Source organism: Rhodococcus sp. OK611 (genome assembly GCF_003050885.1).
GTDB classification, from domain to species: Bacteria; Actinomycetota; Actinomycetes; order Mycobacteriales; family Mycobacteriaceae; genus Rhodococcus_G; species Rhodococcus_G oryzae.
Map to the genome: position 1 here is coordinate 1 of NZ_QAOZ01000020.1, position 25,753 is coordinate 25,753.

Here is a 25,753-nt window from a genome sequence, read left to right on the forward strand (position 1 = left end):
CCAATTGGAAAGAGTGAGTGTGGAGTACCAAAATATTGGCACTGACATTCATCGGCACACTGTTGAGTTCTCAAAGAACACGCACACACCATCACCGCCAAGCTCTAACATCAGAAAGAGTTATTCTCGGCCGTTCCGGGGCAACTGTTCCAGCCTAGCTCATCGAAGCCTCCCGGTCAAAACCGGGCTGAGTGATCAAGCAAGCTTTGGGATTGTCTGGCGCCTTCGTCCAACCTCGTGTCCCTGGCCTCTCGGCCGGGTCGGTGTCCGTGTCGCTCTGACTCGACAAAAGTTACGCGGCGGCGAACGCTGTGGCAAATCGCCATGTCGCGGCCTGTTCGACTCAGAAGTTGCCAGGTCAGAGAGCTCGACAGGGCGGCGGAACCGGCATTTCGGGGGAAATCGATCATTGTGACGCCGGACACTCCCACCGCTCCCCCGGACACGACGGCTCGATCAGCCCGCCGCTGCCTGGGCAGGCACCCGCTCGATCACGCCGCCGAGAGCCGTCAGGTTCTCGACGAATCGCGGGTATCCACGGTCGATGTGGAAGACGTCGTGGACCTCGGTGACGCCGTCCGCCACGAGGCCTGCCAGCACCAGGCCGGCACCGGCTCGGATGTCCGAGGACCACACCGGCGCGCTCGAGAGCTGCGGGATCCCGCGGACCACCGCGTGATGTCCGTCGGTGCGGGCATCGGCGCCGAGCCGGATCATCTCCTCGACGAACCGGAAGCGCGCTTCGAAGACGTTCTCGGTGATCATCGACGTGCCATCCGCGACGGCGGCCAGGCCGATCGCCATCGGCTGCAGGTCGGTCGGGAATCCCGGGTACGGCAGGGTCGCGTAGTTCACCGCGGTGGGGCGGCCCTCCTGCACGATCCGGAATCCGTCCGCCTCCATCGTGACCTGCGAACCCGCGGAGCGGAGCTTGTCGAGCACCAGTGAGAGGTGCTTCGGGTTGACTCCGCGCACCCGCACCTCGCCCCGGGTCATCGCGGCCGCGATCCCCCACGTCGCCGCGACGATCCGATCCCCGATCACCCGATGGGTGGTCGGCTGCATGGTCTTGACGCCCCGAATGGTCAGCGTCGTGGAACCGGCACCCTCGATCAGGGCGCCCATCCGCCTGAGCATGTTGCACAGGTCCACGATCTCGGGTTCGCGGGCGGCGTTGTCGATGACGGTCTCGCCCTTGGCCAACACCGCGGCCATCAGGATGTTCTCGGTGGCACCGACCGACGGGAACGCCAGGCGGATGGTGGCGCCGTGCAGGTCGTCCGCCTCCGCCACCACGCACCCGTGCTGGATCTCGCTGCGTGCGCCGAGCAGTTCCAGTCCGGACTGGTGCATGTCCAGTGGACGCGACCCGATCGCGTCACCTCCTGGGAGCGCGACCACGGCGCGCCTGCACCTCGCGACCAGGGGCCCGAGCACACACACCGACGCTCGGAACTGGGTCACTGCCGGGAAGTCGGCGTGGTACTTCGGCTCGGCAGGCGTCGTGATGCGCGCCTCGTCACCGTCGAGCACCACCTCGCAGCCGAGCCCGCGCAATACCTCCGCCATCAGCGGGACGTCGAGGATGTCCGGGCAGTTGGTGATGGTGGTCGTGCCCTCCGCCAGGAGGGCAGCCGCCATCAACTTCAGGACGCTGTTCTTAGCGCCGCCCACCGAGACCTCACCCGTAAGCCTGTTACCGCCGGTGACAAGAAAGCGTTCACTCACAGTGCGACAGCCTAGTCAGCCGCGACCGGGTCCCGACCGCGAGCGGTCCCGATTGGATCTGCACGAGCGGTACCGTGACGTCATGTCCGTACACCTGACCCGCATCTACACCCGTACCGGCGACGACGGGACCACCGGTCTGAGCGACTTCTCACGGGTGTCGAAGAACGACCCTCGGCTGATCGCGTACGCGGACTGCGACGAGGCCAACGCCAGCCTGGGGGTGGCGTTCTCGCTCGGGCAGCCGGGACCCGAGTTCGTCGAGGTGCTGCGTCAGATCCAGAACGACCTCTTCGACGCGGGCGCGGACCTGTCCACCCCTGTTGTCGCGGATCCGAAGTACCCGCCGCTGCGGGTCACCGCCGGCTACATCGAGCGGCTCGAGGGCTGGTGCGATGAGTACAACGAGCCGCTGGCGCCGCTGAACTCCTTCATCCTGCCCGGTGGCACCGCCCTTGCGGCGCTGCTGCACGTGGCCAGGACCGTGGTGCGCCGCGCCGAACGATCCGCGTGGGCGGCGGTGGACGCCTCCCCCGAGGACACCAGTGTGCTGCCGGCCAAGTACCTGAACCGGCTCTCCGACCTGCTGTTCATCCTGAGCCGGGCGGCGAACCCCGACGGCGACGTGCTGTGGAAGCCGGGCGCGGGCGGCACCGAATCCGCGGACGGGCATTGAAACGACAAAAGACCCCGGCGATGAGCCGGGGTCTGGAGGTATTCGGTCAGGCCGGACGGCCCCGCATGGAGCGCCCCGATGGACGCGATTCCACCCAGGACAGGAACGCGGTGAGGGCGCCGGAATCGAGGGCCACCTCGTAACCGTGATCGCCGTCCTGAACCGACAGGATCACGATCTCGTCGGTCATGATGTCGAACTCGGTGTCGCGCGGCCCGCGCCGATCACCCACCTCGATGCCCTGCCTGCTGATCCGCGAGTCGGGCCCGGGCCGGAGGCTGGAGAGCTTGTAGAAGACGAGGTCCTCCTCGCCGTACCGGATGACACCGTGCCGCCAGCCCTGGCCGACACCCGCGGGAGTGGTCCGGACGATCGCCGCCGTGCCGCCGCGGCGCAGCACCCCCAACCGATACACGAAAGCCGCGACGAGCGCCGCGAGCAGGACAACCAGAACGAAAAGAACTGTCACTCCGGTTGTCACTGCTCGTCGGCCTTGCTCGTCGCGGCTATCGGGGTACCGGTCAGGCGCGCTCGACGGCGCGGAGCTGACCCTTGGCGATCGCGATCGCCTCGAGATCCTCGGTCGTCTCCGCCAGGACCGCCTTGGCGGCCTCGACATCGACGTCGCCCGCGAAGTCCGCGGACTCCGCCAGGATCGTGACGGTGGTGCCCGTCACCGAGAGGAAGCCACCGTGCACCGCGGCGACGACGCGCTCGCCGTCGGCGGTGGTGATGGCGACCACGCCTGCCTCGATCAGCTGGCCGAGGACCGGCTCATGTCCGTACATGATGCCGATCTCGCCCTCGGTGGTCTGAGCGCTGACGAGCGTCGCCGAACCCGACCACAGCCGCTGCTCGACGGCAACCAGCTCAACAGTCATCTCAGCCATTGTCGACTACTTCCCGGCGATCTTCTTGGCAGCGGCCTCGACGTCGTCGAGTCCACCGCAGCTGTTGAACGCCTGCTCGGGCAGGTGATCGAACTCGCCCTTGCAGACGCGGTCGAACGCCTCGATGGTGTCGCGCAGCGGCACCACGGAACCGGCCTCACCCGTGAACTTCTCGGCCACGATGAAGTTCTGGCCGAGGAACTTCTGGATACGGCGCGCGCGGCCGACGAGGATCTTGTCCTCTTCCTGCAGCTCGTCCATACCGAGGATGGCGATGATGTCCTGCAGTTCCTTGTACTTCTGCAGGATCCGCTTGACCTCGTTCGCGACGCGGAAGTGCTCCGCACCGACGATGCCGGGCTCGAGGATGCGCGAGGTCGACGTCAGCGGGTCCACAGCGGGGTAGATACCCATCTGCGAAATCGGACGCGAGAGCTCGGTGGTCGCATCGAGGTGCGCGAAGGTGGTCGCGGGTGCCGGGTCGGTGTAGTCGTCGGCGGGGACGTAGATCGCCTGCAGCGAGGTGATCGAACGGCCACGGGTCGAGGTGATGCGCTCCTGGAGCTCACCCATCTCGTCCGCCAGCGTCGGCTGGTAACCCACGGCGGAGGGCATACGACCCAGCAGGGTCGAGACCTCGGAGCCGGCCTGCGTGAAACGGAAGATGTTGTCGATGAAGAGCAACACGTCCTGGTTCTGCACATCGCGGAAGTACTCCGCCATGGTCAGCGCCGACAGGGCGACGCGCATACGCGTTCCCGGCGGCTCGTCCATCTGACCGAACACAAGGGCGGTGTCCTGGAGAACGCCCATCTCGGCCATCTCGAGGTGGAGGTCCGTGCCCTCACGGGTGCGCTCACCGACGCCTGCGAACACCGAGGTGCCGGAGAACTCGCGGGCGATACGGGTGATCATCTCCTGGATCAGAACGGTCTTGCCGACACCGGCACCACCGAACAGACCGATCTTGCCGCCCTTGACGTACGGGGTGAGCAGGTCGATGACCTTGATGCCGGTCTCGAGGATCTCGGTCTTGCCCTCGAGCTGATCGAAGGCGGGGGGCTTGCGGTGGATGCCCCACTGCTCGCCGTCGCGACCGAGGCCCGGGGTGTCGAGGCAGTCACCGAGGGCGTTGAACACGTGGCCCTTGACGACGTCACCGACGGGAACCGAGATCGGCTTGCCGGAGTCGACGACAGCCGCGCCGCGGACCAGGCCGTCGGTCGGCTGCATCGAAATGGTGCGCACCAGGTTGTCGCCCAGGTGCTGCGCCACCTCGAGGGTCAGCGTCTTCGCGACCGTCGGCAGAGTGACCTCTGCGTTCAGCGCGTTGAACAGGGCGGGAACGGCGCCACGCGGGAACTCAACGTCCACAACGGGACCGATGACCCGCACGACCCGGCCGGACGTGGTGCCCGAGCCGTTCGCGTTGGTTTGGGTTACTGCTGCGGTCATGTGTCTAGTCACTTCCTGCGCTCGAGGCGAGCGCATTAGCGCCACCGACGATCTCGCTGATTTCCTGGGTGATCTGGGCCTGGCGCACCTGGTTGGCCTGGCGGCTCAGGGTGTTCACCAGCTCGTTTGCGTTGTCCGTTGCCGCCTTCATGGCGGTACGACGTGAAGCCGACTCCGAGGCCGCCGCATCGAGCAGCGAGGAGTAGATCCGGGTGCTGATGTACTTCGGCAGCAGCGCCGAGAGCAGCGTCCCGGCCTCCGGCTCGAAGTCGTACTGCGCCGTCGGATTGGCACCGTTCGAATCGGAGAGCATGTCCTCCCCGAGCTCGAAGTTCTCGTCCTTGTACTCGACCTCGAGCGGAGCCATGCGCCGGACCTCCGGCGTCTGGGTCAGCATCGACACGAAGCGGGTGTAGACGATGTGCAGTTCGTCAACGCCCTCGACCGTGCCCTCGCCGTTGTACGCGGCAACCTCGGCGCCCGACCCGGCCATGAACAGCTCGACCAGGTGACGGCTCGCCTTGGCGGCATCCGCGTAACCCGGCTGCTGAGAGAACCCGGTCCAGGCGCCCTTCAGATCGCGGTCACGGAAGGTGTAGTACGTCAGGCCCTTTGCGCCCATCGCGTACAGCACCGGCTCCTTGCCCTCGGAGCGCAGCAGCTGGATCAGCTCCTCCGCCTCCTTGAGGACGTTGGAGTTGTAGCCGCCGCACATACCGCGGTCGCTGGTGACGACCAGCACGGCAGCCCGCTTGGGCTCCGGCCGCTCGTTCAGCAGCGGGTGGTCGAGCGACCCGGAGGCGCTCGCCAGCGCGGAGAGCACCTTGGTGATCTCCTCGGCGTAGGGCTTCGACGCCGCAACCCTGGCCTGAGCCTTGGTGATGCGGGAGGTCGCGATCAGCTCCTGCGCCTTGGTGATCTTCTTGGTCGAGTTGACTGACTTGATACGTGAGCGCAGTTCGCGCAGGCTTGCCATCTACTCAGTCACACTCCCTTCCCACGAGATTCCGACACGGCAGTCACGCTCACTTGCTGACGTGCTTGCGAGTGACGGAAACCTGCTCCTGGCTGACCTCGTTCGCGCCGAGTGCCGAGGCCTCGGCCTCGTTGACCACGCGGCTGCCGTCGGAGGCGATGAAGCCTTCCTTGAACTTGTCGGTCGCGGCCTTGAGGTCGGCGATCGAGTTCTCGTCGAGGGCCTTGCCACCCTTGATGGCCTCGTAGACCGAGCCCGCGTTGCGGTGCAGGTCCTCGAGCAGCTCGGACTCGAAGCGGCGGACGTCGCCGACCGGCACCGAGTCGAACACGCCTTCGCCGGCCAGGTAGATCGAGATGATCTGGTCCTCGACGGCGATCGGGGAGTACTGGTCCTGCTTGAGCAGCTCGACGAGACGCTGTCCACGCTCGAGCTGGGCCTTGGAGGCGTCGTCCAGGTCGGAGGCGAACGCCGAGAAGGCCTCCAGCTCACGGAACTGTGCCAGCTCGAGACGGAGCGAACCGGAGACCTTCTTCATGCCCTTGGTCTGCGCGGCGCCACCGACTCGGGAAACCGAGATACCCACGTTGATCGCGGGGCGGATGCCCTTGTTGAACAGGTCCGACTCCAGGAACACCTGACCGTCGGTGATGGAGATGACGTTGGTCGGGATGTAGGCCGAGACGTCGTTGGCCTTGGTCTCGATGATCGGCAGTGCGGTCAGCGAACCGCCGCCGAGCTCGTCGGAGAGCTTGGCCGAGCGCTCCAGCAGGCGGGAGTGCAGGTAGAAGACGTCACCGGGGTACGCCTCGCGGCCCGGCGGACGACGCAGCAGCAGCGAGATGGCGCGGTACGCCTCGGCCTGCTTGGTCAGGTCGTCGAACACGATGAGGACGTGCTTGCCCTGGTACATCCAGTGCTGGCCGATGGCCGAACCGGTGTACGGGGCGAGCCACTTGAAGCCGGCCGAATCGGAGGCCGGGGCCGCGACGATGGTGGTGTACTCCATCGCGCCCTGCTCCTCGAGGGCAGCCTTGACGCCCGCGATGGTGGAGCCCTTCTGGCCGATCGCGACGTAGATGCAGCGAACCTGCTTCGTGTCGTCGCCGGACTCCCAGTTCGCCTTCTGGTTCAGGATGGCGTCAACACAGACCGCGGTCTTGCCGGTCTTGCGGTCGCCAATGATCAGCTGGCGCTGTCCACGGCCGATCGGGGTCATCGCGTCGATGGCCTTGATGCCGGTCTGCAGCGGCTCCTCGACGGGCTGACGCTCGAGGACCGAGGCGGCCTGCAGCTCGAGGGCGCGGGTCTCGGTGCACTCGATCTCGCCGAGGCCGTCGATCGGCTGGCCGAGCGGGTTCACCACGCGGCCCAGGTAGGCGTCGCCCACCGGCACGGACAGCACGTCGCCGGTCCGCTTGACCTGCTGGCCCTCTGCGAGGTGCTCGTAATCACCCAGGATGACGGCACCGATCTCGGTGGCATCCAGGTTCAGTGCCACACCGAGCACGCCGCCGGGGAACTCCAGCAGCTCGTTGGCCATCGCCGAAGGCAGGCCGGTGACGTGCGCAATGCCGTCACTGGTGTCGGACACCGTTCCGACCTCCTCGCGGGAGGCCTCCGGGGAGTAGCTCGCGGTGTAGTTCGAAATCGCACTACGGATCTCATCGGAGGAGATCGTCAGCTCCGCCATGTTTTTCCTGCTCTCGGTATCTGGTCTTCGAATATCTGGAGTTTGAGGTCGGCCGCGGCCGCCGGGACTACTTGAAGGTCTTGCGCAGAGACGCGAGACGTCCCGCCGCACTGCCGTCGATGACCTCGTCGCCCACGCGAACGACAAGGCCGCTCAGGAGCTCGGGGTCGACCTCCACGTGCACGGTGACCGGCTTGCCGTAGGTGCGGGTCAGGGTCGCGGCGAGCCGCTCCTCCTGCTCGGCGGACAACGCCGAGGCGCTGCGCACGTGTGCGACCGCCTTGTCGCGTCGCGCCGCCGCCAGTTCCGACAGCTCGTTGAAGGCATCCGCGGGTGCGGTCCGCAACCGGCCTGCGGCCTGGGTGGCCAGGGCCTCGGTGATCGCGGTGACCTTGCCGTAGAGCAGCTTGGTCAGCAGTTCGCGCTTCGCCGCGGTGGGCGTCGCGCGATCGGACAGCGCCTGCTCGAGGCTCGAGTCGCCCGCCACGATGCGGCCGAGGCGGAAGAGCTCGTCCTCGACGGTGTCGAGCTGACCCTGATCGTCGGCCGCCTTGAGCAGCGACTCCCGACCGAGCAGCACCAGCGAGTTCCGCAGGTCAGCCGAGCTCGACCAGTCCTGGGACACGGCCGCCTTCAGCGTGGCGAGGGCCTCGGCCGAAACCTTGGCCGAGAACACCTGCTCGGCCAAGGCCTGCCGAACCGCCGCGGGGGCCGAGGGGTCGGACAGCGCGGAACGAAGCGTGCGCTGACCGTCGAGAACCTCGACCACCGTGAACAGCTCGGCACCGGTCTGTGCCGCAGCTGCAGTCGCCGCGCCGGCCGAAACTCCGGCCAACGCTGATTCCAGGGCGCTCCTCGTATGAGTCAGCGCCTCACGGCTTGCTGCGTACATGGTGCTCACTTTCCGGCTGCGGAGTCAGCGCTGACGGCGTCCAGTTCGCTGAGGAAACGATCGATCGAACCCGACCGCTTGACCTCGTCGGCCAGAGACTCGCCGATGACCTTCTCGGCCAGATCGACCGCGGTCTTGCCCAGATCGCTGCGCAGTTCGGTGACGATCTGCTGACGCTGAGCTGCGAGCTGGCTGCTGCCTGCGGCCACGATGCGGTCGCTCTCCAGCTGTGCCTGGACCTTCATCTCGGCGATGATCTGCTGGCCCTGGGTGCGGGCATCCTCACGGATGGCCGCGGCCTCGGTCCGCGCCTCGGCGAGCTGGGCGCGGTACTGCTCCAGCGTCTCCTTGGCCTCGGCCTGAGCATCCTCGGCGCGCTGGATGCCGCCCTCGATCTGCTCGGTACGGTCCGCCAGCACCTGCTGGAACTTCGGAAGGATGTACTTCCAGAAGAAGAAGCCGATAACCGCGATGCAGACCGCCGACCACACGATGTCGTAGGTCTCGGGGACGAGAGGATTGATAACCTCGCCCTCCTCGGCCGCGATCAATGCAATGGTTGACATGGCGAGATCAGAAAATGAAGCCGGCGACAAGGCCGATCAGCGCGAGGGCCTCGGTGAATGCGATACCGAGGAACATGTTCGTACGGATCTGGCCGGCGAGCTCGGGCTGACGCGCGATGCCCTCGATGGCCTTACCGACCACGATGCCCACGCCGATGCCGGGGCCGATGGCCGCGAGGCCGTAGCCGATGGCGCCGTAGCCCTTGCCGGTGGTCGTCTGCTCAACGGCTTCCTGTGCCAGGTACGCGAGGCTCATTTGGTTTCCGTTCCCTTTCCGTTGCCCACCACCGGGATTCGGCGGATGGGTCAGTTTGTGTGTAGTGCGGTCAGTGCGAGTCGGCGTGCAGCGCGAGGTCGATGTACACGGCGGTCAGCAGGGCGAAGACGTACGCCTGCAGGAAGATCACCAGCATCTCGAAGAGGGTGAACCCGAAACCTGCTGCCAGGGAGAACACACCGAAGATCTTCATTCCGGCCGCGGCCTCGAAGAAGAAGAACTGGGTGGCGCTGAAGAACAGCACCAGCATGATGTGGCCGGCCAGCATGTTGGCCATGAGACGGACGGTCAGCGTGAACGGCCGGAGGATGAACGTCGACACGAACTCGATCGGGATCAGCAGCACGTGCAGCGCGACCGGCACGCCGGGGACGACGATGCTGCTCTTCACGTACTTGAAGAAGCCGTACTTCTTGATGCCGACGTAGTTGAACGTGATGTACGCGAGGGCGGCCAGCACGATCGGCATCCCGATTCGGGCGTTCGAGGAGATGTTCAGGAACGGGATGATCCCGGACGCGTTCAGGAACAGCACCGCGAAGAAGATCGTGGCGATGACCGGCAGGAAGCGCTTGCCCTGCTCCTTGCCGAGCACCTCATCGGTGATCTGGTTCTTGACGAACCCGAGGCCCATCTCGGCGACGTTCTGCGCGCCGCGTGGCACCAGCTTCGGGCTGCGCATCGCGATCGCGAAGAACGCGAGGAGCACCACCGTCATCAGGATGCGGATCAGCATCAGCCGGTCGAGCTCGAAGGGCGTGCCCTCGAACAGCACGGCGGGAGGGAAGAAGTCTGCAAGTGACGGCGGATGGAACTCCGCGGCCAGGGTGGTGACGCTCAGCGGTCTCTCCCGTAGTCGTGGCCGCAGGCGGCATCGCCTGCGGTTCGATCGGACATTGACGATCTAACAAGTCGACAAGGTCGGCTCGCGTATTCGTCAGCTGCTGTGGCCGATACTCTCGGCCCCGCGTCTGTCGGTGTCGGCGGACTGTCGTCGACTCGGTGGTCCCCGACCAGCCATTTCCGAACACGCGGAAGTGGCGATCGTGGTCACCTGCGAGGATGCCTGACCCGGCGAAATGTGTGTTTCGCGTAGTTTCGGCTCTCGCTTGGCCCTGACCCTACCAATACAACTACGACGTTGTGTAGATGGGGGTCCTGCTTGACCGATTACGACAGGTCGTCGTACTACTTTTCGTCGGATTCAGGCTCACCGGAGGGGCCGTCCTGCTGTGTGGGAGCGGCGTCCGACTGTGTGGGAGTGACATAGGGCACCTTCACCTTGAGCAGCCCGTAGGTCTCGGCGCCGAGCACGATGATCAGGGCCAGCACCATGACGATGACCAGCGCCTGCTTGCTGTAGAAGTCCATGCCCTTGAGCACGCCAAGGACCAGGATCGCGAGGATCATCTTGAGCAGCCAGCTGCCGAGCAGCACCGCACCCGAGGTGGCGGGCGGGAGCTTCTCCGTGAACAGCACCGCCAGCGCGGTGCACAGGATGAAGCCGCCGCCGACGGCGACGCCGATCAATGCACCCCACAGTCCGGGCAGGCCTGCCGCGACGAAGGCGATGATCGAGCCGATCACCGCGAGCGCGATCAGGCCGATTACGCCATAGCGAACCGCTGCACGCAGCGGAGCGGACTGGTCGGGCACGGGTTCCGGAGAGAAGGTCACGGTCCGCCAGCCTAGCGGGCTACGAACTGTCGGCCCGATCGCGACCGGGGACCTGCTTCAGGCGCAGCGACGGCACGGCGGTGACCACCAGCGCAAACACCAGGCCACCCGCCACCAGCAGGACGACGATCCGCCGGTCGAGCAGGGCCGAGCCGACTGCGCCGAATGCGAGCACTCCGACCCACAAGTAGATCAACAGGACCACACGCCGGTGCGAATGTCCGATCTGCAGCAGGCGGTGGTGCAGGTGCATCTTGTCGGGGCTGAAGGGGCTGCGCCCGGCCCTGGTCCGGCGGACCACCGCGAGCAGCAGGTCGAGGATCGGGATGAACATCACCGCGCCCACCAGCAGGAGCGGCGAGAGCAGACCGAGGATGTCCCTTGTGCCATAGGCGCTGAGCGGGATCCGGCCGGAGGCGCTCGTCGAGATCGCCGCCAGCATCAGGCCGATCAACATCGACCCCGAGTCCCCCATGAAGATGCGGGCCGGCTGGAAGTTGTGCGGCAGGAAGCCCAGGCACGCGCCCGCCAGGGCGGCGGCCAGCATCGCGGGTGGATACGCACTCACGTCACCGCCCTGCTCGTGCAGCAGGCCGACCGAGAACACACAGATCGCCAGCGCGGCGATCAGGCCGAGGCCTGCCGCGAGCCCGTCGAGCCCGTCGACGAAGTTCATGGCATTGATCATCACGACCGCGATCAGCACCGTCACCAGGCCCGACTGCAACTGGTCCAGGACCAGGGTGGTGCCATTGAAGGGCAGGTACAGCACGAACCAGCTGACCCCCATCACCACCAGCACGCCCGCCGCGGTGACCTGGCCGACGAACTTCGTGAGCGCGTCCAGTCCCCACCGGTCGTCGATGATCCCGACCAGCACGATGACGCCGCCGGAGACGAGCGCCGCCGGGATGTCCTTGGTGTTGTAGTCGAATCCCCTGGCCAGCGCGGGTAGTTGCTGGGCAAACAGCAGGGCGGCGACGAATCCGACGTACATGCCGACGCCGCCGAGCCGAGGCGTGGGCGTGACGTGCACGTCGCGGTCGCGTGGGACGGCGACGGCGCCGAACTTGAGGGCGAACAACCGGACGGCCCCGGTCGCCAGGAACGTGATGACCGCCGCGGTGAAGAGCACCAGCAGCAGTTCCCTGATCGGGACCCCGGCCCCCCGGCCCGACTGAGCGAGCAATTCTGAATGGGCGGCGATCACGTCGAAGAGGCTACCGTCACCGCGCGCCATCCCCTGCCGCTGCACTCGTCTGCGTCGCCGGCCGGGGATAGGCCGGCTTGCGCGCCACCAACTCCGAGACCTCGCGCGCCACATCGGCCAGCTCCGCGTCGCCCGCGGTGGTGCCGTCCTCGGCCCGCACCGCCCTGGCGATCAGCGCACCGACCGCCGCGCAGTCGTCGGTGTCGAAACCCTGCGTGGTGACCGCCGCGGATCCGACCCGGATCCCGGACGCCACCATCGGCGGCGCCGGATCGAACGGGATCGCGTTCTTGTTCAACGTGATTCGGGCCGCATCGCATCGCCGCTCGGCCTCGGCCCCGGTCACCCCGAGCTCGCGCAGGTCGAGCAGCGCCAGGTGGGTGTCGGTGCCGCCGGACACCGCGCGCATGCCGCCCGACTCGAGTGCCTTGGTCATCGCAGCTGCGTTGTCGACCACGCTCGCTGCGTAGGCTCGGTAGTCGTCGGTGGCCGCTTCCTTCAGCGCGACGGCCTTGGCCGCGATCGAGTGCATGAGCGGGCCGCCCTGGCTGAAGGGGAAGACCGCCTTGTCGACGGCCTTGGCGTGCTCGGCCCGGCACAGCAGCAGGCCGCCGCGCGGCCCGCGCAGCACCTTGTGCGTGGTCGCGGAGACGACATCGGCGTACGGCACCGGCGACGGGATCGCCCCGCCTGCCACCAGCCCGATGAAATGCGCGGCGTCGACCCACAGGATGGCGCCCACCTCGTCGGCGATCTGACGGAACTTCGCGAAGTCGATCAGTCGCGGATACGCGGTCGCGCCCGCGACGATGATCCGCGGCCGATGGGTCAGAGCGAGGTCACGGACCTCGTCGTAGTCGATGAGCTCGGTCGACTTGTCAACGTGATACGGGATCGGGGTGAACCACTTGCCCGAGAAGCTCACCTTGGACCCATGGGTGAGATGACCGCCGTGCGGCAGGCTCATCGCCAGCACCGGGTCGCCGGGCTTCGCGAACGCGGCGTACACCGCGAGGTTGGCGTTGGCCCCCGAATGCGGCTGCACGTTGGCGTGTTCGGCCCCGAACAGCGTCTTGGCCCGCTCGATCGCCAGGCTCTCGGCACGGTCGACCTCGGCGCAGCCACCGTAGTACCGGTGACCCGGGTACCCCTCTGCGTACTTGTTGCTCAGCGTCGACCCCAGCGCCGCCAGCACCGCGGGGCTGGTCAGGTTCTCGCTGGCGATCAGCTGCAACCCGCCGCGCAGCCGGTCCAGCTCGGCGAGGGTGATCTCGGCGATCTCCGGGTCGGTCCGTTCGAGCTCGGAGAAGTCCGGGCCCCAGAACGCCTGATCGGCGTGGGCCTGCCGCGGGGAACCCGCCTCGCTCACTCCGGTACCCGTCCCGGCAGCAGGCTCTCGATGGTCACGCCGAGCACCTCCGCGATGTCCGCGGCCGCGACAGCCCCCTCACGCAGGATCCGCGGCTCGTCGGCCGTCAGGTCCACGATCGTCGAGGCGACAGCGTGCTGGGCGGGACCACCGTCCAGGTACACCGATGCGGCGCCGCCGAGCTGATCGCGGGCCTGCTCGACGGTGGAGGCGGGTGCATGCCCGGAGATGTTCGCGCTCGACACCGCGAGGGGTCCCACCTCCCGCAGCAATTCGAGGGCCACCGGGTGCAGCGGCATCCGCAGCATCACCGTCCCCCTGGTGTCGCCCAGGTCCCACGCCAACGAGGGAGCTTGCTGCACAACGAGACTCAGCCCACCGGGCCAGAAGGCGCGGATCAGCTCACGCGCCTGCGGCCGCACCGTGAAGACGAGTCCGTCGATGGTGTTCCACGAGCCGACGAGCACCGGCACGGGCATGTCCCGTCCGCGGCCCTTGGCGCGCAGCAACGCGGTGACGGCCTCGCCGTCGAAGGCGTTGGCCGCGAGTCCGTAGAGGGTGTCGGTCGGCACGACGACCAGGCGCCCGGCCTTGAGCGAGTTCGTCGCGGCAGCGATGCCCGCCTCGCGCGAATCGGTGTTCCGGCAGTCGTAGACGATGCTCACTCCCCCATCCTTCCATCCGCGTCGATCCGTCGCAGACACGCCTGGCCCTTCCGCAGGCTCCACGCACGCAGACACTGGTCGTTCCGCAGAGCTCCACGCACCTGCTCAGTGCCCGCGGGCCGCCTCGGCGTCCGTTGCGACCCGGCGGGCGACCACGAAGCGGGGCTTGCCCGCCAGGTCCGGATGCTCGGCGACCTCGCCGAACACCCGACGCTCGCGCAGCAGGGCCGCCACCTGGCCGCCGTTGGTGTCGTCGTGCTCGATGGCCATGGCACCGCCGATCTTCAGCCAGCGCGCGATGTTGGAGACCATCGGGGTGATCACCGACAGCCCGTCCGGCCCGCCGAACAGCGCCAGGTGCGGGTCGAAATCCGCGACCTCGGTATCGAGCTCGGCACCCTCGGGGATGTACGGCGGATTCGACACCACGATGTCGACCTTGCCCTCGAGCTCGGTGAGCAACGACCGGTCGGTGACATCGCCCTGGTGCAGCGTGATCGGGGTGTCGCCCTCGTTCGCCCTGGCCTCGGCATTGCGGCGGGTCCAGGCCAGCGCCGCGGGATCCAGTTCCACCGCGTGCACGATCGCGTCCGGGCGGGCGTTCGCCAGCGCCAGCGCCAGCGCCCCTGTACCCGTGCACAGATCGAGGATCACCGGCGGATGCGCGGGATGCCCCTCCAGGAAGGCAAGGGCCCACGCGAACAACAGCTCGGTCTCCGGCCTTGGCACGAAAACCCCCGGACCGACCTGCAGGTCGATGTCGCCCATCGACGACACACCGGTGAGGTACTGCAACGGAACCCGCTCGGCGCGCCGGGCTACCAGCGCGCGGTACCGCTCGATCACCTCGGGGTCGACGAGCGGCACCAGGCCGAGCCTGGTCCGTTCCACCCCCACGACGTGCGCGGCGAGCAGTTCTGCATCCGTGCGGGGACTGTGTACGCCCGCCTCCTCGAGCAGCGTGGTGGCCTCGAGGATCGCGAGGCGGAGGGGTTGACGACTCACCCGTCCAGCCTGCCATGGGCCGCCGCCGGAACCCCGCATTACCCGACCGTGGCCACGTGGCTACTCGACGGCGAGCCGGGCCTCCCGGTCCGACTTGCCGAGCGCGTCCAGCAGCGCATCCAGATCGCCGTCGAGCACGGCGTCGAGGTTGTGCGCCTTGAACCCGATCCGGTGATCGGTGATCCGGTTCTCCGGGTAGTTGTAGGTACGGATGCGCTCGGAGCGGTCAACGGTGCGCACCTGGCTCTGGCGTCCGGCCGAGGCCTCGTCCGCGGCCGCCTCCTCGGCAGCCGCCTGCAGCCTGGCCGCGAGCACCTGCATCGCGCGCGCCTTGTTCTGCAGCTGCGAGCGCTCGTTCTGGCACGTCACGACGATGCCGGTGGGCAGGTGGGTGATCCGGACCGCGGAGTCGGTGGTGTTGACGCCCTGGCCACCCTTGCCGGACGAGCGGTAGACGTCGATGCGCAGATCGGTCTCGTCGATCTGCACCTCCTCGACCTCTTCGGGCTCCGGGTAGATCAGTACGCCCGCCGCGGAGGTGTGCACCCGGCCCTGGGACTCGGTCACGGGCACCCGTTGGACGCGGTGCACGCCACCCTCGAACTTCAGCCGGGCCCAGACACCGTCGCGGGTGTCGCCCTTCGACTTGATCGACAGGGTCGCGTCCTTGTAGCCGCCGAGATCGGAGATGTTCGCGTCGAGGACCTCGACCCGCCAGCCGTGCCGCTCGGCGTAGCGCAGGTACATCCGGGCCAGGTCCGCGGCGAACAGCGCGGACTCCTCGCCGCCCTCGCCGGACTTCACCTCGAGCACCACGTCGTCGCCGTCGTGCGGGTCCCTCGGCGCGAGCAGGTCGGTGAGTGCGACGTCGAGCTCGGCCACCTTGGCCTCCAGCTCGGGCACCTCGGCGGCGAAGCTCGAGTCGTCGGCGGCCAGCTCGCGAGCGGCCTCCAGGTCCTCGCGCGCGGCCTGCAGCTTGGTGTGCGTGGCCATGATGGGAGCGAGCTCGGCGAACCGCTTGCCGACCCGGCGGGCGGCCGAGGGGTCGTTGTGCAGGGACGGGTCGGACAGCTGCAGCTCGAGACCTGCGTGCTCGGCCAGGATGTCATCGATCGCCGACGGCTGGGTGGTCCCCGCCATGGTTCGCTCCTCGGTTGTCGACACCCCCGAGGGGATGCCGGGCAGTGCAATGGGTGGATGTTGGCGCCGGGTCCGGCGCGCGCACCACGGGTACAAAAAAACCGACGCCCGGCCTGCAATGGAACACAGGACGGGCGTCGGCGGGACAGCTAGCTGTCGGCGTCGGCCTTCTTGCCGGCGCGCTTGCCGTAGCGAGCCTCGAAGCGCGCGACGCGTCCACCGGTGTCGAGGATCTTCTGCTTGCCGGTGTAGAACGGGTGGCACTGCGAGCAGACCTCGACGTTGATGCGTCCGGACTCCTTGGTGCTGTGGGTCTCGAACGTGTTACCGCAACCGCAGACGACGGTGGTCGCCACGTAGTTGGGGTGGATTCCTGCCTTCATGGTGTCCCTTTCGGTGGTCGCCGGGTCGCCTTCGCCAATCGAAGCCGTGAACCGGAACCGGACATTGTTGTACTCGCACGCGGCGAGTGCCACGGGCGCGATCGTTCATTCTGCCAGAACGCGTGCATCAAGTCCTAACGACCAGGTGCCGCGATCTGTTCCCGACCGGCGCCGACAACGAGGCAGGCCCCGGAAACCGTGCGGTTTCCTGGGCCTGCCTCGTCGCACGCGACTACTAGTCGTCGTCGCCCATCGCTCCCGGCGCGGTCTTGGAGACCTGCATCAGGAACTCGAGGTTGTTCTTGCTCTTCTTGAGCCGGTCGATCAGCAGATCGATCGCCTGGTGCGAGTCAAGGCCGGAGAGCACCCGGCGCAGCTTGTGCAGCACCGCGGCCTCGTCCGGGTTGAGCAGCAGCTCGTCCTTACGGGTGCCGGACGGGTTGACGTCGACCGCCGGGAAGACCCGACGCTCGGCGATCTTGCGATCGAGCTTGAGCTCGGCGTTGCCGGTGCCCTTGAACTCCTCGAAGATCACGGTGTCACCGGTGGAGCCGGTCTCGACCATCGCGGTGGCGATGATCGTGAGCGAGCCGCCGTTCTCGATGTTGCGGGCCGCGCCGAGGAACCGCTTCGGCGGGTACAGCGCGGTCGAGTCGACACCACCGGACAGGATTCGTCCCGAGGCGGGCGACGAGTTGTTGTACGCGCGGCCGAGTCGGGTGATCGAGTCGAGCAGCACGACGACGTCCTTGCCCTCCTCGACGAGGCGCTTGGCCCGCTCGATGGCGAGCTCGGCCACCGAGGTGTGGTCTGACGGCGGCCGGTCGAAGGTGGAGGCGATGACCTCACCCTTCACCGAACGCTGCATGTCGGTGACCTCTTCCGGACGCTCGTCGACCAGGACGACCATCAGGTAGCACTCGGGGTTGTTCGTGGCGATGGCGTTCGCGATCGCCTGCAGCACGCTGGTCTTACCGGCCTTCGGCGGGCTGACGATGAGGGCGCGCTGGCCCTTACCGATCGGCATCACCAGGTCGATGACACGGGTGGTGAGGATGTTCGGCGTGGTCTCGAGACGCAGACGCTGGTTCGGGTAGAGCGGCGTCAGCTTGCCGAACTCGGGCCGCCGCTTGGCCGCCTCGACGTCGCCGCCGTTGACGGTGTCCAGGCGGACCAGCGGGTTGAACTTCTGACGCTGGCTGCTTCCGCCGCCGCCCTCGCCCTCACGGGCGACGCGGACGGCACCGGTGATGGCGTCGCCGCGACGGAGCCCGTTCTTGCGAATCAGGTTCATCGAGACGTACACGTCGTTCGGGCCCGCGAGGTAGCCGGAGGTCCGCACGAAGGCGTAGTTGTCGAGCACGTCGAGGATGCCTGCGACCGGCTGCAGGACGTCGTCCTCGCGGATCTCCATGTCGCGGTCCACACCTGCGCCGCCGCCCTCACCGCGGTCGCGTCCACGACGACGCTCACGGAACCGGCGTCCCCGCCGACCCCGGCCGTCCTCGTCCTCGCCGCCGCGGTTGTCATTGCGACCCTCGCCACGGGGGCCGTTGCCGCCCTGGTTGCGGTCGCCCTGGCTACGTTCACCCTGGTTGCGCTCACCCTGGCCACGCTCACCCTGGTTACGTTCACCCTGGTTACGTTCACCCTGGCCACGCTCGCCCTGGTTGCGGTCGCCCTGGCCACGCTCACCCTGGTTGCGCTCACCCTGGCCACGCTCGCCCTGGTTGCGGTCGCGACGGTTGCGCTCGCCGCCCTGGTCCTGACGGGGCTGGCGATCGCCGCCCTGTTCGGTCGCGGGGGCCGTCGATGCCGTCGACTCGCCCTGCTCGGGCGAGCCGGCCTGGCGAGACGACCCGCGGCGCTGCCGGTTTCGGCGGCCACCCTGCTCGCCCTCGGCGGACTCGGCGGGCTGCGCTGCCGGACGCTCGGTGGTGGTGGCGGCCGACTCGGCGGCGGGGGCATTCTCGGCGACCCGCTGCGGCGCGGCCGTGACCTCGCTCGCCGCGGCCTCGACGGGAGCCGTCTTGGGCGCCGACTTGGTGGCGGCGCCACCGCCCTGACGCTCCTTGATGGCCGCGATCAGGTCACCCTTGCGCAGGCCGGACGTTCCCTTGATGCCGAGCTCGGTCGCGAGTCCGCGCAGCTCGGCCAGCACCATGCCGGACAGGCCGGCACCGCGCCGGGCCTCGGCGCGCTTGGTGGAGGCTGCCACCGCGTCGCCGGTGGCTTCTGAAGTTCGTGCAGTGCCGCCGGCCTGGCTCGCCGCGGAGTCAACCGGGGTATCGAGAGCAGGTGTGGCGATCAGGTCCGTATCGGTCACGGAGATCCTTTCCTTCCCTCGCTCGCGCGGCGCGTGTCGAGGGTTCGTCCCGAAGCTCAGCTCACTCGCTGAACTCGGTTATGCCGGACGTGTTCGCTGGATGGAACTATCGGCTCGTCCACCCCCGTGGCCTCTCGAACAGGCACGTTCCAAGTCGATCACCGCGGAAATCACGCGAGGGAATCGAGCCAGGTGCGTCTACCCCTGCCTCGGCAGTCCCGGGGTACGGGAGCCAATTCTCGGAGTGAATGCCCTGGTAGAACACCGGCGTCTGATGCGCACGATGGGCGAACGACCCTCAGGATAGCCTCCAACCGGCCCGCGGGCAAGGACCGACCCGCCGGTATCGGCGTCCGGTCAGCCGATCAACCGACCTGCACACCGTCCGCGACGCCGAGTTCGAGCACCCGGAGCCCGTCCGCTTCCGCCTTGGCGCGGAGTTCGTCGGGGAACGCCCTGGTCGACAGCGCCAGCACGGTGGGGCCCGCGCCCGACACCGTCGCCGCGATGCCTGCCTGCCGCAGGGTTTCGATCCAGCGCGTGGTCAGCGGCAACGCGGACGCCCGCTGGTTCTGGTGCAGCCGATCCTCGGTCGCGGCCATCAGGAGGTCCGGACGACTGGTCAGGGCCACCACGGCCAGCGCTCCCCTACTGACGTTGAAGGCGGCATCGGCGTGCGGAACCAGTTCCGGGAGCAGGCCACGCGTCTGCGCCGTCGAAGAACGCTCCGACGGCACCAGCGCCACCACCCGGATGTCGGGGTGCACGTCCAGGCGCACCGCGGCGTAGGTGCGCGGCGAGTCCGCGACGCCGGTGTCCTCGGACCAGGACACCACCGCGCCGCCGAGCACGCTCGCGGACGCATTGTCGGGATGGCCCTCGAACTCGGAGGACAGCTGGACCAGCTGCTCCTGGGTGAGCGCCAGCGCCGGGTCGAGCTTACTCGCCAGCCCGTTCGCCACCGCGAGCCCGCCGACCGCGGCAGACGCCGACGACCCGAGTCCGCGCGAATGCGGAATCGCATTGCGGCACACCACGTCCAGACCGCCGGCCCAGACGCCGATCGACTCGAGACCCCGCTCGATCGCACGGACGACCAGGTGCGAGGGGCCCCAGGGCACGTCCTCGGCGCCCTCGCCCTCCACCCGGATCGTCAGCCCCGCATCGGTGGTCGTCACCGTGATCTCGTCGTACAGCGCCAGGGCGAGCCCCAGCGTGTCGAAGCCCGGACCGAGGTTCGCCGTCGACGCGGGCACCCGTGCGGTCACGGTGAGCCCGGCGGGCAGCGTCTGAGTCATCGTGCTCCCTCCGATGCGCGGTGCGACCACTAGACGAGCTCGAGCGCCGCGGCAACCGCCACCGGATCGACCGGGATCGGCTGCACAGCAGGCATTCCCGCGAGCGCGGTGTCGGGATCCTTGAGTCCGTTACCGGTCACGGTGCACACCACGGTCTGCCCGGCGTCCAGCCAGCCCTCCTTGTGCGCGGCGAGCAGGCCGGCCACCGACGCCGCCGACGCGGGCTCGACGAACACGCCCTCGGTGCGGGCGATGAGCCGGTAGGCCTCGAGGATCTCCTCGTCGGTGGCGGCGCGGAAGACGCCGTTCGACTCCTCCTTGGCCGCGACGGCACCGTCCCAGGACGCGGGCGAGCCGATCCGGATGGCGGTGGCGATGGTCTCCGGGTCCTTGACCGGGGCGCCGTGCACCAGCGGAGCCGCGCCCGCCGCCTGCACGCCGAGCATGCGCGGGCGAACCGAGGTGATCCCGTCCGCGTAGTACTCCGAGTACCCACGCCAGTACGCGGTGATGTTGCCCGCGTTGCCGACCGGGAGGGCGTGGATGTCGGGCGCCTTGCCCAGCGCGTCGCAGATCTCGAACGCCGCGGTCTTCTGCCCCTCGATGCGCACCGGGTTGACCGAGTTCACCAGACCGATGGTCGGGAACTCCGCGGTGGTCTTGCGGGCCAGCTCGAGACAGTCGTCGAAGTTGCCCTCGACCTGGATGATCTTCGCGCCGTGCATGACGGCCTGGGCGAGCTTGCCCATCGCGATCTTGCCCTGCGGCACCAGCACCGCACAGGTCATGCCCGCGACGGCCGCGTAGGCCGCGGCCGACGCCGAGGTGTTGCCCGTCGAGGCGCACAGCACGGCCTTCTGGCCCCGCGCGAGCGCGTCGGTGACGGCCATGGTCATGCCGCGGTCCTTGAACGACCCGGTGGGGTTGAGACCCTCGACCTTGAGGTGGACCTCGCAACCGGTGATCTCGGACAGGTGGGCGGCGGGCAGCAGCGGGGTGCCGCCCTCGCGCAGCGTGATCGTCTTCCAGTTCGGCCCGATGGCGAGTCGATCGCGGTACGCCTCGATCAGCCCCGGCCAGGGGGTGTGAACGGGAGTGTGCAGGCGGGGGCTATTCACTGGAACCTTCCAATCGGAGAACACTGGTGACCGCGGTCACGAACTCGAGCTTGCCGAGGGCCGCAACGGTTTCGGACAGGGCCGCGTCGGTCGCCAGATGGGTGACCACGATCAGCCCGGCGCCGTTGCCCATGCCCTCCTGACGGACCGTCGAGATGCTGACGTCGTGCTTGGCGAACTCCGCCGCGACCGCCGACAGCACGCCCGCACGGTCCGCGACCTGCATGTTGACGTAGTAACGGGTGGGGATCTCGCCGATCGGCGCGATCTTGAGGTCCGCGTACTTCGACTCACGGGGACCGCGGCCGCCGTGCACCCGGTTCCGGGCCGCCATCACGAGGTCGCCCATCACGGCCGAGGCGGTCGGCGAGCCACCGGCGCCCTGTCCGTAGAACATGAGCCGTCCCGCGGCCTCGGCCTCGACCACGACCGCGTTGAACGCGCCGTTCACCGAGGCGAGCGGGTGATCGAGCGGGACGAGCGCCGGGTAGACCCGGGCCGAGATCCGCTCGGAGCCGTCCGCGCCGTTGATCCGCTCACAGATCGAGAGCAGCTTGACCGTGCAGTTCAGCGACTTGGCCGCCTCGAGGTCCGCCGAGGAGATCTTCGAGATGCCCTCGCGGTACACGTCGGCGGCGGTGACCCGGGTGTGGAACGCGATCGACGCGAGGATCGCGGCCTTCGCCGCGGCGTCGTAGCCCTCCACGTCCGCGGTCGGATCGGCCTCGGCATAGCCGAGCCGGCCCGCCTCGGCGAGCGTGTCGGCGTAATCGGCGCCGGTCTCGTCCATCGCGGAGAGGATGAAGTTGGTGGTGCCGTTGACGATTCCGGCGACCTTGTTGACCCGGTCGCCCGCGAGCGACTGGGTCAGCGGGCGGATCACCGGGATCGCGCCCGCGACCGCGGCCTCGAAGTACAGATCGACGCTCTTGTTCTCGGCCGCCTCGGCGAGCTCGCCGGTGTAGTCGGCCAGCAGCGCCTTGTTCGCGGTGACCACCGACTTGCCCGAGTTGAGGGCGGCGAGGATGAGCTTGCGCGGCACCTCGATACCGCCGATCACCTCGACGACGATGTCCACGTCCGCGCGCGTGACCAGAGAGTCCGCGTCGGTCGTCAGCAACTCGGCCGGAACCCCGCGGTCACCCTCGATCCGGCGCACCGCGATGCCGCGCAGCACCACCGGTGCGCCGACCCGCGCCTCGAGCTCGCGGGCGTGCTCGCGCAGAATTCGCACGACCTCACTGCCCACGTTGCCGAGGCCGAGGACCGCCACACCGATCGCGGCATTGCCACTCGGTTCAGTCATGTTGCTGTACCTCCAAGCTGAGCAGATCTTCCACTGTTTCCCTGCGCAAGATCAGTCGGGACTGACCGTCACGCACCGCGACCACGGCAGGCCGGGTGAGCAGGTTGTAGCGGCTGGACATCGAATAGCAGTATGCGCCAGTGGCGGCGACCGCGAGCAGATCTCCCGCGTTGACGTCCTCCGGCATCCAGGCGTCCCGGATGACGATGTCGCCACTCTCGCAGTGCTTCCCCACCACGCGGGCGACGACCGGGTCGGCCACGCTGTCGCGCGAGACCAGACGCGAGTCGTACTCGGCCTGATACAGCGACGTGCGGATGTTATCGCTCATCCCGCCGTCCACGCTGATGTATCGCCGGGTTGCGTTGGCACCCAAGCGAACATCCTTGACCGTGCCGACCTCGTACAGGGTCACGGTGCCCGGTCCCGCGATCGCCCGGCCCGGCTCGACCGCGAGGGTCGGCACCGGCAGTCCGGCGAGCGCCGACTCGGTGGCGACGATGTGCGCGAGCTTGGCCGCCAGGTCGTCCACCGGCGGCGGGTCGTCGGTCGCGAGGTACGAGATCCCCATCCCGCCGCCGAGATCGACGATCGAGATCTGCGAGGACTTGTCCACCCCGAACTCGGCGACGATGGTGCGGAGCAGCCCGATCACGCGGTGCGCGGCGAGCTCGAACCCGTCGACCTCGAAGATCTGCGAGCCGATGTGGCTGTGCAGCCCTACCAGCCGCAGGTTCTCGGTGGCGAACACGCGGCGGACGGCGTCCAGTGCCGATCCGTCCGAGAGCGAGAACCCGAACTTCTGGTCCTCGTGAGCGGTTGCGATGAACTCGTGGGTGTGCGCCTCTACGCCGACCGTGACGCGGATCAGCACGTCCTGCACCACGCCGTGCGCACCGGCGACGCGGTCCAGCCGATCGATCTCCTGGGTCGAGTCGAGCACGATGTGCCCGACACCCGCGGCCACCCCGGCCTCGAGCTCGGCGACGGACTTGTTGTTGCCGTGCATGGCAATTCGCTCGGCCGGGAAGTTCGCGTGCAGCGCGATTGCCAGCTCGCCGCCGGAGCAGATGTCCAGCGACAGTCCCTCCTCGGCGACCCAGCGGGCGACCTCACCGCAGAGGAACGCCTTCGAGGCGTAGTGCACCTTGCCGGCGGGGCCGAAGGCACGGGCCATGTCACGGCACCGGGACCGGAAGTCGTCCTCGTCGATGACGAACAGCGGCGTGCCGTACTGCTCCGCCAGCTCGGTGACAGCCACCCCGGCCAGCCGGACCACGCCGTCCTCGCCGCGGGCGGCGTTGCGGGGCCAGACCGCGGCGGGCAGTGCGGTCAGCTCGGCCGCGGACTCCGGCCGCGGCGGCAGTCCGGGCGCGTGCGGGATCTCGGCGTGCTTGGGTCCCGCCGGATGCGCGCTCACATTCGCTCCGGTGCGCTGACGCCGAGCACGGCGAGGCCGTTGGCGAGGACCTGGCGGGTCGCCGCGCACAGGGCCAGGCGGGCCGTGTGCAGATCGCCCGCGGGCTCGTCGCCCTGCGGGAGCACCCGGCAGTCGGTGTAGAAGCGGTGGTAGGTGCCGGCCAGCTCCTCCATGTACCGGGCGATCCGGTGCGGCTCCCGCAGCTCGGCCGCCGCGGCCACCACCCGCGGGTACTCGCCGATGGTCCGGATGAGGTCGCCCTCCCGGTCGTGGGTGAGCAGTTCCAGCTTCGGGTTCTCGGTGGAGATGCCCAGCTCGGCCGCGTTGCGGCCCAGCGAGGCGAGCCGGGCGTGCGCATACTGCACGTAGTAGACGGGGTTCTCGCTGGTGGTGCTGGTCCACAGCTCGAGATCGATGTCCAGGCTCGAATCCACGGAGGACCGGATCATCGCGTACCGGGCGGCATCGACGCCGATCGCCTCGACCAGGTCGTCGAGGGTGATGACGGTGCCCGCCCTCTTGCTCATCTTCACCGCGACGCCGTCGCGGACCAGGTTCACCATCTGACCGATCAGCACCTCGACGGTGTCCGGGTCGTCGCCGAACGCGGCGGCGGCGGCCTTGAGCCTGCCGATGTAGCCGTGGTGGTCGGCCCCGAGCATGTAGATGCACAGATCGAAGCCGCGCGAACGCTTGTCCTGGAAGTAGGCGATGTCGCCTGCGATGTACGCGGCGTTGCCATCGCTCTTGATGACCACCCGGTCCTTGTCGTCACCGAAGTCGGTGCTCTTGAGCCACCAGGCGCCGTCCTCCTCGTAGAGGTTCCCGGACGCCTTGAGGGTCGCCACCGCCGTCTCGACGGCACCCGACTCGAAGAGCGAGTTCTCGTGGAAGTACACGTCGAAGTCGGTGCCGAACTCGTGCAGGGTCTTCTTGATGTGGTCGAACATCAGCGCAACACCGATGGACCGGAACGTCTCCTGACGCTCGTCGGCGGGCAGCGCGAGCGCGTCCGGCCGCTGCCGGACGACCTCCGCAGCGATGTCGGAGATGTACGCCCCCGCGTAGCCGTCCTCGGGCGCCGGGTCGCCGTTGGCCGCGGCGATCAGCGACCGCGCGAACCGGTCGATCTGGGCGCCGTGGTCGTTGAAGTAGTACTCACGGGTGACCGCAGCGCCCTGGGCGGAGAGGATGCGTCCGAGCGCGTCGCCGACCGCGGCCCACCTGGTGCCGCCGAGGTGGATCGGGCCGGTCGGGTTCGCGGAGACGAACTCGAGGTTGATCCGCTTACCTGCCAGCGCCTGGGACGAACCGAAGGCCTCGCCGGCGGCGATGGCGTTCGCGACGATGACGCCCTGTGCGGCCGCGGCCAGCCGGATGTTGAGGAATCCCGGACCTGCCACCTCGACGGTCTCGATGCCGTCGGTGGCGGTCAGCGCCTCGGCCAGCCAGGTCGCCAGATCGCGCGGATTGGCGCCCGCCTTCTTGCCGACCTGCATGGCCACGTTGCTGGCGTAGTCCCCGTGCTCGGGGTTGCGGGGGCGTTCGACGGCGAGCGTCGCCGGGAGGACGCTCGCGTCGAGCCCACGCTCGGCGAGGACCTTCGCGGCGGTCCCTCGGAGCAGTTCGGCAAGGTCGGCAGGAGTCACAGGTATCTATCCTATGGTCTGGCCGTTCGCGGCC

Annotated in this window: 24 protein-coding genes; 1 reads left to right on the forward strand and 23 read right to left on the reverse strand. The window is 68.3% G+C overall.

All coding sequences use genetic code 11. The features are described 5' to 3' along the window. Positions 1-456 precede the first annotated feature (456 nt). Entirely contained in the window at positions 457-1,728 is a 1,272-nt protein-coding gene (gene murA / locus C8K38_RS22810) for a UDP-N-acetylglucosamine 1-carboxyvinyltransferase (protein WP_097213678.1), read from the reverse strand. Between the two features lie 82 nt (positions 1,729-1,810). Here murA and C8K38_RS22815 point away from each other — a divergent pair, with 82 nt between their 5' ends. Next, positions 1,811-2,404: a cob(I)yrinic acid a,c-diamide adenosyltransferase gene (locus C8K38_RS22815; RefSeq protein ID WP_097213768.1), complete on the forward strand. Its 594-nt coding sequence runs from the start codon at positions 1,811-1,813 to the stop codon at positions 2,402-2,404. A 46-nt stretch (positions 2,405-2,450) separates the two neighbouring features. On the opposite strand, the gene C8K38_RS22820 is transcribed toward C8K38_RS22815, so the two are convergent. From C8K38_RS22820 to argS, 22 genes are all read right to left on the reverse strand, one after another. Continuing rightward, positions 2,451-2,873 carry a DUF2550 domain-containing protein gene (locus tag C8K38_RS22820; protein ID WP_257017750.1) on the reverse strand — a complete coding sequence of 141 codons (423 nt, stop codon included), beginning with the start codon at positions 2,871-2,873 and terminating at the stop codon, positions 2,451-2,453. A gap of 52 nt (positions 2,874-2,925) precedes the next feature. Continuing rightward, entirely contained in the window at positions 2,926-3,294 is a 369-nt protein-coding gene (locus C8K38_RS22825; RefSeq protein ID WP_027503031.1) for a F0F1 ATP synthase subunit epsilon, read from the reverse strand. Positions 3,295-3,300: 6 nt separating this feature from the next. Next, positions 3,301-4,749: a F0F1 ATP synthase subunit beta gene (gene atpD, locus C8K38_RS22830; protein WP_072753560.1), complete on the reverse strand. Its 1,449-nt coding sequence runs from the start codon at positions 4,747-4,749 to the stop codon at positions 3,301-3,303. Positions 4,750-4,753: 4 nt separating this feature from the next. Then, positions 4,754-5,725: a F0F1 ATP synthase subunit gamma gene (locus C8K38_RS22835; RefSeq protein WP_077042242.1), complete on the reverse strand. Its 972-nt coding sequence runs from the start codon at positions 5,723-5,725 to the stop codon at positions 4,754-4,756. 49 nt (positions 5,726-5,774) lie between these two features. Further along, on the reverse strand, positions 5,775-7,418 hold the full coding sequence (gene atpA / locus C8K38_RS22840; protein WP_097213680.1) for a F0F1 ATP synthase subunit alpha: 1,644 nt from the start codon (positions 7,416-7,418) through the stop codon (positions 5,775-5,777). A 67-nt stretch (positions 7,419-7,485) separates the two neighbouring features. After that, positions 7,486-8,310 (reverse strand): F0F1 ATP synthase subunit delta, encoded by an 825-nt coding sequence (locus tag C8K38_RS22845; RefSeq protein WP_097213769.1) that lies wholly within the window; start codon positions 8,308-8,310, stop codon positions 7,486-7,488. Between the two features lie 5 nt (positions 8,311-8,315). After that, a complete protein-coding gene (locus C8K38_RS22850; protein ID WP_097213681.1) occupies positions 8,316-8,876 on the reverse strand; it encodes a F0F1 ATP synthase subunit B in 561 nt (186 codons plus the stop codon). A 7-nt stretch (positions 8,877-8,883) separates the two neighbouring features. After that, positions 8,884-9,132: an ATP synthase F0 subunit C gene (locus tag C8K38_RS22855; protein WP_027503025.1), complete on the reverse strand. Its 249-nt coding sequence runs from the start codon at positions 9,130-9,132 to the stop codon at positions 8,884-8,886. A gap of 70 nt (positions 9,133-9,202) precedes the next feature. Then, complete coding sequence (gene atpB / locus C8K38_RS22860; protein ID WP_097213682.1) at positions 9,203-9,928, reverse strand: F0F1 ATP synthase subunit A; 726 nt, start codon at positions 9,926-9,928, stop codon at positions 9,203-9,205. 413 nt (positions 9,929-10,341) lie between these two features. Next, positions 10,342-10,830 (reverse strand): hypothetical protein, encoded by a 489-nt coding sequence (locus tag C8K38_RS22865; RefSeq protein WP_097213683.1) that lies wholly within the window; start codon positions 10,828-10,830, stop codon positions 10,342-10,344. A 19-nt stretch (positions 10,831-10,849) separates the two neighbouring features. Further along, a complete protein-coding gene (locus tag C8K38_RS22870; protein ID WP_097213684.1) occupies positions 10,850-12,070 on the reverse strand; it encodes a glycosyltransferase family 4 protein in 1,221 nt (406 codons plus the stop codon). Beyond that, the gene (gene glyA / locus C8K38_RS22875; RefSeq protein ID WP_097213685.1) at positions 12,057-13,409 is read right to left on the reverse strand and encodes a serine hydroxymethyltransferase; all 1,353 of its coding nucleotides are present in this window, start codon (positions 13,407-13,409) and stop codon (positions 12,057-12,059) included. Before glyA ends, C8K38_RS22870 begins: the two co-directional genes overlap by 14 nt. Then, entirely contained in the window at positions 13,406-14,074 is a 669-nt protein-coding gene (locus C8K38_RS22880; protein ID WP_097213686.1) for an L-threonylcarbamoyladenylate synthase, read from the reverse strand. Before C8K38_RS22880 ends, glyA begins: the two co-directional genes overlap by 4 nt. Positions 14,075-14,179: 105 nt before the next feature. Continuing rightward, on the reverse strand, positions 14,180-15,079 hold the full coding sequence (gene prmC / locus C8K38_RS22885) for a peptide chain release factor N(5)-glutamine methyltransferase (protein ID WP_097213687.1): 900 nt from the start codon (positions 15,077-15,079) through the stop codon (positions 14,180-14,182). A 60-nt stretch (positions 15,080-15,139) separates the two neighbouring features. Then, on the reverse strand, positions 15,140-16,219 hold the full coding sequence (gene prfA, locus C8K38_RS22890) for a peptide chain release factor 1 (protein WP_077042248.1): 1,080 nt from the start codon (positions 16,217-16,219) through the stop codon (positions 15,140-15,142). A gap of 149 nt (positions 16,220-16,368) precedes the next feature. Beyond that, on the reverse strand, positions 16,369-16,602 hold the full coding sequence (rpmE, locus tag C8K38_RS22895) for a 50S ribosomal protein L31 (RefSeq protein WP_027503018.1): 234 nt from the start codon (positions 16,600-16,602) through the stop codon (positions 16,369-16,371). A gap of 235 nt (positions 16,603-16,837) precedes the next feature. Next, the gene (gene rho, locus C8K38_RS22900; RefSeq protein WP_097213688.1) at positions 16,838-18,928 is read right to left on the reverse strand and encodes a transcription termination factor Rho; all 2,091 of its coding nucleotides are present in this window, start codon (positions 18,926-18,928) and stop codon (positions 16,838-16,840) included. 365 nt (positions 18,929-19,293) lie between these two features. Further along, positions 19,294-20,226, reverse strand: a complete 933-nt coding sequence (thrB, locus tag C8K38_RS22905) for a homoserine kinase (RefSeq protein ID WP_097213770.1) — start codon at positions 20,224-20,226, stop codon at positions 19,294-19,296. Positions 20,227-20,255: 29 nt separating this feature from the next. Continuing rightward, the gene (gene thrC, locus C8K38_RS22910) at positions 20,256-21,344 is read right to left on the reverse strand and encodes a threonine synthase (RefSeq protein WP_077042250.1); all 1,089 of its coding nucleotides are present in this window, start codon (positions 21,342-21,344) and stop codon (positions 20,256-20,258) included. Beyond that, positions 21,337-22,650, reverse strand: coding sequence for a homoserine dehydrogenase (locus C8K38_RS22915; protein WP_097213689.1), 1,314 nt, complete (start codon positions 22,648-22,650; stop codon positions 21,337-21,339). Before C8K38_RS22915 ends, thrC begins: the two co-directional genes overlap by 8 nt. Beyond that, positions 22,643-24,070, reverse strand: coding sequence for a diaminopimelate decarboxylase (gene lysA / locus C8K38_RS22920; RefSeq protein ID WP_097213690.1), 1,428 nt, complete (start codon positions 24,068-24,070; stop codon positions 22,643-22,645). The genes C8K38_RS22915 and lysA overlap by 8 nt, the downstream gene beginning before the upstream one ends. After that, on the reverse strand, positions 24,067-25,719 hold the full coding sequence (gene argS, locus C8K38_RS22925; protein WP_097213691.1) for an arginine--tRNA ligase: 1,653 nt from the start codon (positions 25,717-25,719) through the stop codon (positions 24,067-24,069). Before argS ends, lysA begins: the two co-directional genes overlap by 4 nt. Positions 25,720-25,753: the final 34 nt, after the last annotated feature.

Bases quoted from the DNA above. Each gene is read 5' to 3' on its own strand.
- C8K38_RS22815 (WP_097213768.1), top strand. From the start codon at position 1,811: ATGTCCGTACACCTGACCCGCATCTACACCCGTACCGGCGACGACGGG.
- C8K38_RS22825 (WP_027503031.1), bottom strand. From the start codon at position 3,294: ATGGCTGAGATGACTGTTGAGCTGGTTGCCGTCGAGCAGCGGCTGTGG.
- atpD (WP_072753560.1), bottom strand. From the start codon at position 4,749: ATGACCGCAGCAGTAACCCAAACCAACGCGAACGGCTCGGGCACCACG.
- C8K38_RS22835 (WP_077042242.1), bottom strand. From the start codon at position 5,725: ATGGCAAGCCTGCGCGAACTGCGCTCACGTATCAAGTCAGTCAACTCG.
- atpA (WP_097213680.1), bottom strand. From the start codon at position 7,418: ATGGCGGAGCTGACGATCTCCTCCGATGAGATCCGTAGTGCGATTTCG.
- C8K38_RS22845 (WP_097213769.1), bottom strand. From the start codon at position 8,310: ATGTACGCAGCAAGCCGTGAGGCGCTGACTCATACGAGGAGCGCCCTG.
- C8K38_RS22850 (WP_097213681.1), bottom strand. From the start codon at position 8,876: ATGTCAACCATTGCATTGATCGCGGCCGAGGAGGGCGAGGTTATCAAT.
- C8K38_RS22855 (WP_027503025.1), bottom strand. From the start codon at position 9,132: ATGAGCCTCGCGTACCTGGCACAGGAAGCCGTTGAGCAGACGACCACC.
- C8K38_RS22870 (WP_097213684.1), bottom strand. From the start codon at position 12,070: ATGGCGCGCGGTGACGGTAGCCTCTTCGACGTGATCGCCGCCCATTCA.
- prfA (WP_077042248.1), bottom strand. From the start codon at position 16,219: ATGGCGGGGACCACCCAGCCGTCGGCGATCGATGACATCCTGGCCGAG.
- rpmE (WP_027503018.1), bottom strand. From the start codon at position 16,602: ATGAAGGCAGGAATCCACCCCAACTACGTGGCGACCACCGTCGTCTGC.
- thrB (WP_097213770.1), bottom strand. From the start codon at position 20,226: ATGACTCAGACGCTGCCCGCCGGGCTCACCGTGACCGCACGGGTGCCC.
- C8K38_RS22915 (WP_097213689.1), bottom strand. From the start codon at position 22,650: ATGACTGAACCGAGTGGCAATGCCGCGATCGGTGTGGCGGTCCTCGGC.